This window comes from Synechococcus sp. 65AY6A5 (genome assembly GCF_002760415.1).
Classification (GTDB): Bacteria; Cyanobacteriota; Cyanobacteriia; order Thermostichales; family Thermostichaceae; genus Thermostichus.
Genome location: NZ_AXUW01000001.1, coordinates 1,013,080 through 1,024,188, shown reverse-complemented (window position 1 = coordinate 1,024,188; position 11,109 = coordinate 1,013,080). Strand labels below are relative to the sequence as shown.

The following is an 11,109-nucleotide window of genomic DNA, read 5'->3' as shown; positions in this document are numbered from 1 at the left end:
GACATTCTGACAGCAGTGGCGGTCAAACGCGGCAAACAGGTGTTGAGAGTGGATCCCCCTGGTACGTCCCAAAATTGTTGTGTTTGTGAGGAGCGTGTTCCCAAGGCCTTGTCGGAACGGGTGCATGATTGCCCCCGTTGTGGGTCGTGGGACAGAGACTTGAACGCTGCTATCGAGATTTTGAAGCGTGGACTCAGGGCGGTGGGACTGCCGCTCTCTGGCTGTGGAGGATCCTGGTTTACCAGTCCGTTGAAGCAGCAACTCCGAGAAGTGATTCTCGGAAACTCCCGTCTACAGCCCGTCAGGGCTTAGCGGGAGAAGATGTCACTTCACCAGCCCTTCCCCACCGGGGTGTTGGTTGGGGTAGTCCCCCGCCGGGAACTTTTCGCCAGGGTGATAGGGTGTGGCCCAGAGGTGGTGGGCCAAATACCCCGCCCGTCGATACAGCCAGGAGTCGGGGTGGGCCAGGAGCTGGACATTTTCTCCTGGGATCAACTTGTAGGCCACCGGCTGCCCCAGGCGATTGTGGCGGTTGGGGTTGACAATCTTCCAGTAGCGCCCCCGCAAGGGATCCACCGTTTGCTTAGCTTCCTGCTCGGTTTTGAGCAGGGTGGAGCGGGCGCGAAAGGCGTTGCCGTGAGGGTTATCCGGCCCCAGAGGCAGAGGTTCTGCATGCACTTCATAGAGGGAGTTGCACGGCCCATCCACCGCCATATCGAGGCGGACAGTGAAAAAGTGCTGGTGGTTGAGGCCAGACAATTGGGGTGCCACCAAGACGCCAAACTCCGGCTCTTCCCCCGGCAACGTGGCGCAAGTGTTGATGATGCCGGTGAGCTTGGCTTCAAACTCCAGCGTGCCATCCTGGTAGAAGTACCAGAAAAAGCCGTAGTCGTAGTTGCCAATGGTGGTGAAAAAGGAAAGCAGCAGCCGCCGCGAGCGCCGCACCTGCGCCCGTTCCGTGCGCCAGTCGGTGTGCTTCCAAAGGATGCCAAAATCCTCCTCGTGCATGCAGACGGCATTTTTCAAAAGCATGGGCTCACCGCTGTTGGTGGGCAGCCAGGCATCGAAGTAGTAGATTTCCCCCAGACAGTCGCAGCCCAGCCGCAGGGAATTGGCCTGCATGCCAATGCCGTATTCCCCCACGTCAAAGGCGTTCTTGCGGCAGTGGGGATCCCGCGGATCCCCGTAGGGCACCACCATCTCGGCTACCGAGGCGCGGTAGAGAATGGGGCGAAGGCGGCCTTGATCCTCGTAGCTCACCTGGTGGAGGACGAGCCCCTCTCGCGGGTTAAAGCTGATGCGCAGATCCCACTTCTGCCAGCGGATGTGGTGGCCGTCCACCTGGAAGCTCACCCCTTGGGGCTGAGTGATTTCTAGCGGCTTCAAGTCTTGGCGAAAATCTTTGAAAAACAGCTCGTCGAAGTTACCGGACTCCGGCGGCAAGGGCCACAGACCCCGATCCTCCACCTTGACAACTTGCATGCGGTTGAGGTCAATCCAGGGGTAGAGCCCCTCGATGGGGCGGGCATAGCCGTTGTCGCAAGGGGAAGTACGTAGGAAACAAAAGCCTCGCACCAGCCGCCGCCCTTCTTCTTCCGGGATCCCAAAGTAGCCCACCGTCCAGTAGTCCACCATCACCAAATCCACATCGGCAATGCCTCGGCGCTGCAAAGCCGCTAAAAACTGGGGATCCTCCTTGAGCAGGCGGTCGCAGGCGTACACCTCATCATCCAACAGGGGGGGCTGCACGCCCGGAATGAGCTGCCAAGAGCGCACCTGCTGTGTTGACAGAGAGACCACGGCTTCGTAGGTGTTGCCACTGGCCGGATCCAACAGCACCACGAAAGCCTGCCGATCCCACGGCTGCCCCGGCTGCCAAGTTTCCATCCAAGGCCGATCCGGCTCGTGTAGCTGGATGGTTACAAAGCGCCACTGAGAACTGAGGGGCCGTTGCCGGCGCAGGATCTGCACCACCTGCCGCATTTCCTCGGCGCTAAGGGGATCCAAGGGGTGGCCTTGGGGCAACGCAGGTTCGCTCGACTGATGCTGTCGATGCAAACTGGGAGAAACTTCACAAACCACAGCAATAACCTTGAATTCTTCGGTTGGAAAATGATTGAGTTGAGCTAGGAAAAAATAGGGAGAAGTCTGCTGAGAAAGGTCAAAGGGATCCCTTCGCTCGCCATGCCGCGGGCCAGCCCATCAACCCAACTCAGAGAATCCAGAAAACCTAACAGCAGGCTAAACAGACTATCCTGTTGCCATCGCCAACATCGGGCAACTTTGCAAGAGATACCCGGGGAAAGGAAAACTTAAGCCAAAGCCCAAGGAAGTGAAGACAACCTCGGCCCTGCTAATTGTCCAGATCTAGCAATCTTCTGTTTCCCCGTCCGCTAACCAAATGAAGAGGGCAACGGCACCTTGAGAAGCCGCGCCAGGGCGAACAGGAAACCGTCAACCCATCGGGAAAATCTGAATACAGGTCTTACTACAGATAAACCCAAACTCGAGAGCAGGAGAAGTTTTCTGTGATTAAACGTCAGGCTTAACGTTGCACAGGAAAGCATAAAAAAAAAGAGAAAACGCTTCACGCAGGCTAAGGGCAGGATCACACCGAGAAAGCTCAACGCAACGTCAACTCTCGCAAGAGCGCAAAGACATCTCGAAGCCTGCCCCAACCCTACCTGCCAGGGGGATCCCACTGCTTGGGATCCGAAACGCAACCGACCATCACTATAGCAGAGGCACCCCCCTTTCCCACAAGCCCGGCCCAAAGCCTCCCGGTCGCATCAGCAGGGTGTGACCCTAGGCCTTCTCCCCGTGAAGTTGAAGTCCAGCTCAAGTTGAAGGTTTGGTGTCGGAGAACACATATCTAAGAGTTACCCTGGAGCCATGCTTAAGGTTAGGAATTTCTAACAGTTCGAATAGTAGGATCTCCCAGGTTCTCTGAAAATCGTCCACAATGAGGCAGGGCTCATAGAATCTGGTGAGGGAGATGGCTTCAACTCGATACCGCCTGGTGCCGGTGCGGCCAGGAGACGGCAGCTTTTATCCAGAGCATCTCTATTTGGCTCTGGAAGCCACCCAACTGGGCTATTGGCAACTGGATTTGCGCACCTGGGAGTTGAGTGCCTCTCCCCAATGCAAGGCCAAATACGGGCTGGATCCCGGCGAGGAGTTCACCCTGGAGATGTTTTTTGAGCGGGTTCACCCGGAAGATCGCCCAAGGGTGAAGGAAGCTTTGCAGTCGGCGGGGCGCAGGGCGACGGAGGGGGATCCCAACTTTGCCGTCGAGTACCGTGCCTGCTTAGCCAACGGACAGGTGCGCTGGTACCTCTCCCAGGGCATTGTGCTCTTGGGGCCGGAAGGGGATCCCAGCCATGTTGTGGGCGTAACGCTGGACATCACCGAGCGCAAGGAACTGGAGGCGGCTTTGGCCGAACGGGAGTGCCACTATCGGCAGATGCTGGAAGCTTTGCCCGACATGCTCTTTCGCCTCGACCGCCAGGGCCGATGTTTGGAGATCAAGCCCCCCAGCAACTTTCCGACGCAGTATCCCCCCGACCATTACTTGGGCAAAACCCCGGAAGAGCTGTTTCCCCCTGGGGAAGCCCAAGCCGTTCGCCAGCATCTGGAGCTGGCCTTTGCCACCCAGCAAATCCAGGAGATGGAGTACTGCTGGACGGAATGCTCTTCTGAGCCTCAGTATCGGCAGGCTCGTTTTGTGCCTTTCGAGAACGAGCAAATGCTGGTGATGGTGAGGGATATTACTGCCCGCAAGCAAGCCGAGCTGAAGCTGCAGCAACAGGTGCAGCGGGAAAAACTGTTCAACCGGCTGATGCAAGCCATCAACGGCTCCCTGGATCTGCCGACCCTCTTTGAGGTAGCCGTGCAGGAAGTAGGCCAGGTTTTGCAGGCAGCGCGGGTTACCCTTTACCAATATCTACCTGAGGAGCGGGTGTGGGTGGCCATTGTCGGCCATGTCCGCTCTCCTGAGGTGCCCAGCTTCCTTCACCTGCGCATACCGGATGATCCAGAGATCCCAGCCATCCAGCAGTTGAAGCGGCTGCAGGTTTTTCACGTGCGGGATCCGCAGCAGGTTGCCGATTCGTTTGCGCTGCAGGAAAGGCAAGACCACCAACTCGGCCCCTGGCTGGGGATCCCCGTGGCCTGCCAAGGAAAGCTTTGGGGCGCCCTAGCCCTAGGGCGCTTGATCTCTGAGCCGGACTGGCAAGCGGAGGAGATCGAGCTGGCCATAGCGATTGGCGATCACCTGGGAGTGGCCATCCACCAGGCCGAACTTTATCAAAAGCTGCAGCAAACCAACGCCGAATTGGATTACCAAGTGCGGGTGCGCAACGGCCAACTGCAGCAAGCCTACGAAGACGAGGCCCTGCTGCAACTGATCACGGAAGAAATTCGCTCCAGCCTAGACGAGCAAAAGATTTTGGAAACCGTGGCGCAAGAACTGGCCCTCAGGCTGGGTCTTTCCGGCTGCAGGATTGCCCTGCACGACCCAGAACGACAGGCCAGCGTTTTGGCGGTGGACTATCGGCCCGACCAAGGGATCCGCCGTTTTCCCCTGGAGATCCCCTTTGCCGATTTTGCCGAGGTGCTCCAGCAGCTTCGGGGTGGGCAGTTCTGCTATTTCAGCAACCTTGGCCACCCCTGCTGGCCCGGCTACGAGCGCCATACCCTGCTGGTGGTTCCCATCTGCGATTTGCGGGATCGAACAGGCCAGCAAAAAGACTCGCTGCTTTTGGGAAATATTTGCGGATCCCGTCCGCCGGGGCAGGTGTTTGGCGAGCGGAAGCAACGCCTGATGCAGCGGGTGGCCGGCCAATGTGCAATTGCCATTCGCCAGGCTCGGCTTTACCAAACCGTGCAGCAGCAGGTGCAGCAGTTGCAGGAGCTCAACCACCTCAAGGACGAGTTTCTGCACATGGTCTCCCACGAGATGCGCACGCCTCTGACCAACATGAAGCTGGCGATTGGGTTTTTATCGAGGGCCAACCTGACCGAGCGGGAACAGCGCTACTTGCAGATTTTGGAGATGGAGACCAACCGCGAGCTGGACTTGATCAACGAGCTCTTGGAATTGCAAGCTATTGAAGCCGGAAATAGGGATCTCAAGCTGACCTGGTTATCTCCTCAAGAGGGGATCCCCAATCTTTCCGAGCCCTTCCGGCTGCGAGCTGCCCAGCAGGGCCAACAGTTCCAGGTGGAATGGGATCCCGACCTTTTGCCCCTCTGCACGGATGAGAGCCTGTTGTCGCGGGTGGTGGGCGAACTTTTGAACAACGCCTGCAAGTACACGCCGGCTGGGGAAAGCATCTGTTTGCGCTTTAGCCAGAGCCATCAACAGGGCCGTCCCGGCTGGCTGATCGAGGTGGGCAATACAGGGGTGGAAATTCCTCCAGAGGCGCTGCCCCGCTTGTTTGAGAAGTTTTACCGTATCCCGCAGTTGGATCGCCGCAAGGCCGGGGGAACGGGCCTGGGCCTGGCGTTGGCCAAAAAGGCTATGGAGATCTTGGAGGGATCCCTGACGGTGGCAAGTCACTCTGGCCAAGTCATCTTTCGAGTGTGGTGCCCCTCTCAAAGTCGAACGCCACAAGCCGGGATCCCAGGCGAATCCACCTAGCGCCTTGCGCAGGACTCGAACCTGCAACCATCGACTTAGAAGGTCGGTGCTCTATCCATTGAGCTAGCAAGGCAAGCTGCAGAGCCATTATATCCTTGGAGGAGTTTCCTCTCTGAGGTCGGCTACGCGGCTTAACCCGCTCTCTTAATGCCCCCCAAGGAGCTTCGTTTGGGGATCCCAGTCGCTAAAGTTATCATGACAAGGTCTTGGTTTGGAGAACCGGGATCTCGATGTCATCGCCTCGCGATCCTAGCTCAGTCGAGGAAAAGAAGGCTGCTCGCGGCTGGGGGTCGGAAAACCCTCCCGGCCTGGAATCTCTCTCTCCGCCAGCCAGGCGCCTGTTGCGCCTCTACCATGGCGGCAGCTTCCTCTTTCTGGGCCTGTTGTGGCTGCTGGTCGGGATCCCCAGCCTTTGGGCGCTGCGGGCAGATATTGTTCGCTTGTGGAACCATTTCACCTGGACAGGCCTGCGCTATGCCCTATTTTACCGGCCCGGCTGGCCCACCTTTGGTTTGCTGCTTTGCGTCAGCTTCACGCTGGGGATCTTGATCGCCCAAAGCCGCTACGAGCTGTTTGGGCTCTATCCTATTGAGCGCTTGATGCTGGAGCGCCAGTCCCGCTGGATTTTGTCTTTGCCCGCCTGGCATCCGCTGCGGCGCTGGCTGGCGCGCACTTAAATGCGCGGAATTTCCCACCGTATAGACGGTGGGAAGGGATAGAGCATAATGAGTTTTCGTCTGTAAACTACCCGGCTCCGACCGCCCCCCGTATACGGGGGGCAGGGGGGCGGGGGGATAGGGGGGGTTCCTGCGGTTTCTAGCTGAAAATCTGGAGGTGTTCCGTCCAGGGATCCTCATCCTTGGCCGGGAGGGCAATACGGCAGAGCTAGTGTTCGATGGTCGGGATCGCCGCTTCCCTGGCGGGGTTGCTGGCCGAGGTTCTCCGCGAGCAGCAGGTGCTTTAGGCGTTCGCTCGGCCCGGATCCCTTCAGCGCCGTCTGGAGCAGTGACGTAGCAACCAACTGGCAGCGGCCCGATCGCCTTCATCCCAGGCCAGTCGCTCCACGGCCACCATCACCATCGAGGTAATCACAGCCTCGCTCAGGTGGCGGGAACGCAAGCGCTGCACGGCTGAGGTGGCGGCCTCTAGGTCGCGTCTGCGGATTGCACGCAGCAGCTCATCGGACATAGACAAGGCCAACTCGCCCCACTACCTTTCTACCGCAGGAGCCAGAACCTCCCCTTCTCCTTCACCTTCTTGTCAGATAACGCAAAAGTTTGTCTGGCTTCCCCAAAATCTCTTAAAGAACATCGGCGAAATTGTTGGAGAAATCGTTACACTTTCTTCGTCTCTGGCGTACACTACCCGGCTCCGACCGCCCCCCTTCCCCCCCAACCCCCCATATACGGGGGGCAGGGGGGCGGGGGGATCTAGGGAGGTACAGGGCGGGGCTCCTGCGCTTTCTAGCTGATCATCTGCCATAATTACAAGAGCGGGATGTAGCGCAGCTTGGTAGCGCATCTGCTTTGGGAGCAGAGGGCCGCAGGTTCAAATCCTGTCATCCCGATGGGGCCGGTAGGGGAAGCGCTAGGGGTCTCCGGGCGCTCGGCCAAACTGGTGGCAGGAACCTCAGCAGGCCAGATCCCATCCCAGGCAAGCTTGCATCACCTGGCCCAAGAGGTATAGGGATCCACAGATAACCGCGGGCGGCTCGTCGAGGTCAGCCGGCTGCTGCAGTTGGGCTTGTAAAGCGGCAAGATCCGGCAGCGCCTGGACAGAGCGAAGATGGGGCTGCAAGATCTGGGCCAGGTGGGCCAGTTCTTGCGGATGGGTTCCGGCGTGGCCGAAGAGGGGCAGGGCGAAGAAGCGATCCCCCGGCCGCAGCAGGGTGGCGAGCATGCCCTTGACGTCTTTGGTGGTGAGAATGCCCATATACCAGGTGAGGGGGCCGGGCTGGTGCTCATCTAGGTAGCGGCGCAGCGCCTGGGCGGCGGGCAAGTTGTGGGCCCCATCCAGCAGCAGCTGGCGGGAGCCAATTTGCACCCACTGTAGGCGACCCGGCCAACGGGTGAGGGCAAATCCTTTCTCGACAGCGACATCTGGGATCCGCCAACCCTGTTCCTGCAGGGTCTCCACAACGGCCAGAGCTACCGCCCCATTGATCAGTTGCACCTCACCGGCAAGAGGCAGGGTAAGCACCTGATCCCGCCAGCAGACAGTCTGAGGACCGGCCCAGTGCAGGGGCTCCACCACCCGCAGGGGGCTGCCCGTCTGCTCGGCTCTAGCCCGGATCACGGCCATCACCTCAGGGGGTTGGGGCGCGCACACAGTCGGGATCCCCGGCTTGAGAATGCCGGCTTTTTCAAAGGCAATTTGCGCCAGGCTGTTGCCCAGACGCTGCCAATGATCCCAGCCGATGGAGGTAATGGCGGTCACTACCGGCTCGATGCCGGCGTTGGTGGCATCCAGCCGCCCCCCCAGCCCCACTTCCATCACGGCAATGTCCACCTTCTGCTGCCGAAAGTACAGCCAGGCAGCGGCGGTAATGGCCTCGAACTGGGTGGGGGAAGCCTCGCCTGGAGCGTAGGTCTGCAGGCAATCTCGCACTTGGGCCAACACCCGGCTCCAGTCGCCTGGCGAAATGTACTCGCCGCTCAGCCAGATCCGCTCCCGCCAATTGACCAGGTGGGGAGAGGTGTAGCGACCGACGCGATAGCCCGCCGCCCACAGCGCGTGGCTGACCCAGGCGCAGACGGATCCCTTGCCGTTGGTGCCGGCCACGTGGATGGCTGGGATCCCGGCTTGGGGCTGGCCCAGGCGCTGCAGCAAAACCTGCATGCGATCCAGGCTGAGGTCGACGCCAAAGTGGCCTAGCGACTCCAGAAACCCCGGCCAATCCCAGGTTGAGATCCCACCCGTCGGCGGCAAGTGATTCGGACTCAAGCGTTCACCTCAACTCAAGATATCCCCACCAACCCCAGCAAAGAGATTGCCCTCCCCTCTGCTCAGGCCGGTTGCGCACTTCCCCAGTGGCGGCAGAAGCCGTCAAAGGTTCACCACAAAAGCATCGCGAATACCCGGCTGCTTCAACACCTCTTCGATGATCCCATCTGGCAGAGGATCGTCGAGGCTGAGCACCATCACCGCATCGCCGCGGATGATCTTGCGCCCCACCTGCATGCTGGCGATATTGACGTTGTAGGCCCCCAGCAGGGTGCCGATGCGGCCGATGATCCCCGGCATATCCCGGTGCAGGGTCATCAGCATGTTGGCGGAGGGGGGCACATTCACCGGGAACTCGTCGATCTGGGTGATGCGCACCTCCCGCTCCCCGATCAGCGCCCCCGAAACAGAACGCACCCCGTTGGGGCCGTGGGCAATCAACGTCAGGGATCCGGAGTAATCCTTCAAAGAGGGATCTCGCGTCTCCACCACGCGAATGCCTCGTTCCTTGGCCTCGATGGAAGCATTGACGTAGTTGACGCGCTCCCGCAGAGCCAGCGTCAAAAGCCCCTTGAGCGCGGCGATGACGATCGGCTGGCCATCTTTTTCCGCAAGGGATCCCTGGAGGCGGATCTCCAACTGGCTCACCCGATCCCCCGCCAACTGGCCCACTAAGTTGCCCAAAGTTTCCGCCAAGTCCAGGTAGGGCTTGAGGCTTTGCAGCACCTCCGCCTGCAGGCCAGGGATGTTCACGGCAGAACGGGCAGGCAGCCCCAACAACACATCGCGGATCTGCTCGGCTACGTCGATGGCTACGTTGACCTGCGCCTCCTCGGTAGAGGCCCCCAGGTGAGGTGTCAGCAGGATCTCCTTGCCCAAGGAAAGGAGAGGTGAGTCTTTGCTGAGGGGCTCGTCGGCAAAGACGTCCAGGGCCGCCCCCGCAATTTGGCCGGACTTGAGAGCTTCATAAAGGGCTTGCTCGTCCACCAAGCCGCCGCGGGCACAGTTGATCAGGCGGGCGGTCGGCTTCATCATGCGGAAGGTCTCAGCGTTGAACAGGTTAGTGGTCTCAGGGGTCTTGGGGACATGCAGGGTGATGTAGTCTGACTCCTGCACCAAGGTTTTGAAATCCACTAGGCGCACCCCCAGTTGCTCCGCCCGCTCCATCGAAAGGTAGGGATCGTAGGCCAAAAGCCGCATCCCCATCGCCTTGGCAATCTGGGCCACATGGGATCCAATGCGACCCAATCCCACAATCCCCAGCGTTTTTTTGTAGACTTCTACCCCGACAAACTCCTGCCGCTTCCATTGGCCCGCTTTCAGAGAGGCATTGGCATCGGCGATGTGGCGGGAGAGGGCCATCATCAGAGCGATGGCGTGCTCGGCGGCAGCAATCGTATTGCCCTCAGGGGAGTTGACCACCAGGATCCCAGCTTTGGTGGCGGCAGCCACGTCGATGTTGTCCACGCCCACCCCCGCCCGACCGATGATTTTCAAGTTCGTCCCCGCCTCGATCACCTCGCGGGTGACCCGCGTGCCGGAGCGCACCATGATGGCGTCGTAGTTGGGAATGACCGCGATCAACTGCTCCGGCGTAAGGTCGGTTTGCACATCCACCTGGGCCACTTGGGAGAGGATGTCGATCCCCGCCTGATCGATGGGATCCGTGACGATAACTCTGGGCATAAGCGACGATAGCCTAATCGGATGTAGGGCAACAGAAGCAGAAGAGCCAATACTGCAAGCTAGGCTGGATCCCAGCCACCCTGTTGACCCAACCTCAGCCGGCACCCTTTAATCTACCGCGAAAGTCCGCCGGCACGCGCAAGACCCGCAGCTCCCAAAGAGCAAAAGTCCCAGTCTCCTGAGCTCCGGCGGAGATGGGGCGCTCACGGGCGGGATCCCACAAGAGCCAGGTACTTGCCGTCAATTAAAAAGATGCCATTGGCAAACTGCACACTGTAGGTGCCCAACAGCCGCCGCTGCAAGATCACCCCTTGTTCGTGCAGCCGAATCAAATGGGCGGGGCGCAACATCGGCATCGGGTCAGCCGTTTTCAAGTAAGGAGGCATCTCTACCACCTCAACCCTCGCCCCCACCGGCAGCAAATCTTGAGCTTCAGACATGACCCCACAAGCATCGACGCTACACAACAAAAGGATAGCTTGGTAGCCCTGCACTTGAGTGCAGGGCGGAAAAGCCCGCTAGCCACTTTAGTCGCTTACCCATGATGGGGGTCGTTGATATAGTTTCATAGCTCAAACAACCTGTCCCTGACTTCTCCTACCAAGACCTCTTTCCTTACTCTTTGGCCAAAAAATAAGATAAACAACCGCTAGCCCCACAGCATGGTTGTAGTGATTGTACCGTTGACTTTCCTCTCGTACTATCGCTTGCCCATGTCAGACTGCGGTTGTCATGCCGCTTGCCAACAATGATGGAGTGCGGCTGTCAGCAGGTTCGAGTCAGAGACAGGGAGCTAGTCCCCCTATTAGAGTACTTGTGTCAACAGTCTAATAAGGTGT

Annotated in this window: 8 protein-coding genes, 2 tRNA genes and 1 pseudogene; 4 read left to right on the top strand and 7 right to left on the bottom strand. The window is 59.4% G+C overall.

What is annotated here, in order from left to right:
* The first annotated feature begins 15 nt into the window (after positions 1-15).
* Entirely contained in the window at positions 16-312 is a 297-nt protein-coding gene (locus tag SYN65AY6A5_RS04805; RefSeq protein WP_276307415.1) for a zinc ribbon domain-containing protein, read from the top strand.
* A gap of 12 nt (positions 313-324) precedes the next feature.
* Here the strand turns inward: SYN65AY6A5_RS04805 and SYN65AY6A5_RS04800 are convergent, their stop codons facing one another.
* On the bottom strand, positions 325-2,025 hold the full coding sequence (locus SYN65AY6A5_RS04800; RefSeq protein ID WP_240530398.1) for a primary-amine oxidase: 1,701 nt from the start codon (positions 2,023-2,025) through the stop codon (positions 325-327).
* Positions 2,026-2,995: 970 nt separating this feature from the next.
* Between SYN65AY6A5_RS04800 and SYN65AY6A5_RS04795 the strand changes: the two genes are divergently transcribed.
* Positions 2,996-5,641: a GAF domain-containing protein gene (locus SYN65AY6A5_RS04795; RefSeq protein WP_099812152.1), complete on the top strand. Its 2,646-nt coding sequence runs from the start codon at positions 2,996-2,998 to the stop codon at positions 5,639-5,641.
* On the opposite strand, the gene SYN65AY6A5_RS04790 is transcribed toward SYN65AY6A5_RS04795, so the two are convergent.
* Positions 5,642-5,714: transfer RNA gene (locus tag SYN65AY6A5_RS04790), tRNA-Arg, on the bottom strand. It lies immediately after the preceding gene.
* A 157-nt stretch (positions 5,715-5,871) separates the two neighbouring features.
* On the opposite strand from SYN65AY6A5_RS04790, the gene SYN65AY6A5_RS04785 reads away from it, so the two are divergent.
* A complete protein-coding gene (locus tag SYN65AY6A5_RS04785) occupies positions 5,872-6,318 on the top strand; it encodes a hypothetical protein (protein WP_011430201.1) in 447 nt (148 codons plus the stop codon).
* Between the two features lie 310 nt (positions 6,319-6,628).
* On the opposite strand, the gene SYN65AY6A5_RS04780 is transcribed toward SYN65AY6A5_RS04785, so the two are convergent.
* Positions 6,629-6,829: a hypothetical protein gene (locus SYN65AY6A5_RS04780; RefSeq protein WP_041438291.1), complete on the bottom strand. Its 201-nt coding sequence runs from the start codon at positions 6,827-6,829 to the stop codon at positions 6,629-6,631.
* Positions 6,830-7,134: 305 nt separating this feature from the next.
* Between SYN65AY6A5_RS04780 and SYN65AY6A5_RS04775 the strand changes: the two genes are divergently transcribed.
* Positions 7,135-7,208, top strand: a tRNA-Pro gene (locus tag SYN65AY6A5_RS04775).
* A 62-nt stretch (positions 7,209-7,270) separates the two neighbouring features.
* On the opposite strand, the gene SYN65AY6A5_RS04770 is transcribed toward SYN65AY6A5_RS04775, so the two are convergent.
* From SYN65AY6A5_RS04770 to SYN65AY6A5_RS04755, 4 genes and pseudogenes are all read right to left on the bottom strand, one after another.
* Positions 7,271-8,584 carry a folylpolyglutamate synthase/dihydrofolate synthase family protein gene (locus SYN65AY6A5_RS04770; protein ID WP_240527673.1) on the bottom strand — a complete coding sequence of 438 codons (1,314 nt, stop codon included), beginning with the start codon at positions 8,582-8,584 and terminating at the stop codon, positions 7,271-7,273.
* 102 nt (positions 8,585-8,686) lie between these two features.
* Entirely contained in the window at positions 8,687-10,270 is a 1,584-nt protein-coding gene (gene serA / locus SYN65AY6A5_RS04765) for a phosphoglycerate dehydrogenase (RefSeq protein WP_099812151.1), read from the bottom strand.
* A 203-nt stretch (positions 10,271-10,473) separates the two neighbouring features.
* Complete coding sequence (locus tag SYN65AY6A5_RS04760; protein WP_041438293.1) at positions 10,474-10,710, bottom strand: DUF3148 domain-containing protein; 237 nt, start codon at positions 10,708-10,710, stop codon at positions 10,474-10,476.
* 128 nt (positions 10,711-10,838) lie between these two features.
* Positions 10,839-10,974 (bottom strand): annotated as a pseudogene (locus SYN65AY6A5_RS04755) (IS200/IS605 family transposase); the annotation flags it as partial.
* Positions 10,975-11,109: the final 135 nt, after the last annotated feature.

Bases quoted from the DNA above. Each gene is read 5' to 3' on its own strand.
- SYN65AY6A5_RS04760 (WP_041438293.1), bottom strand. From the start codon at position 10,710: ATGTCTGAAGCTCAAGATTTGCTGCCGGTGGGGGCGAGGGTTGAGGTG.
- SYN65AY6A5_RS04785 (WP_011430201.1), top strand. From the start codon at position 5,872: ATGTCATCGCCTCGCGATCCTAGCTCAGTCGAGGAAAAGAAGGCTGCT.
- serA (WP_099812151.1), bottom strand. From the start codon at position 10,270: ATGCCCAGAGTTATCGTCACGGATCCCATCGATCAGGCGGGGATCGAC.
- SYN65AY6A5_RS04795 (WP_099812152.1), top strand. From the start codon at position 2,996: ATGGCTTCAACTCGATACCGCCTGGTGCCGGTGCGGCCAGGAGACGGC.
- SYN65AY6A5_RS04780 (WP_041438291.1), bottom strand. From the start codon at position 6,829: ATGTCCGATGAGCTGCTGCGTGCAATCCGCAGACGCGACCTAGAGGCC.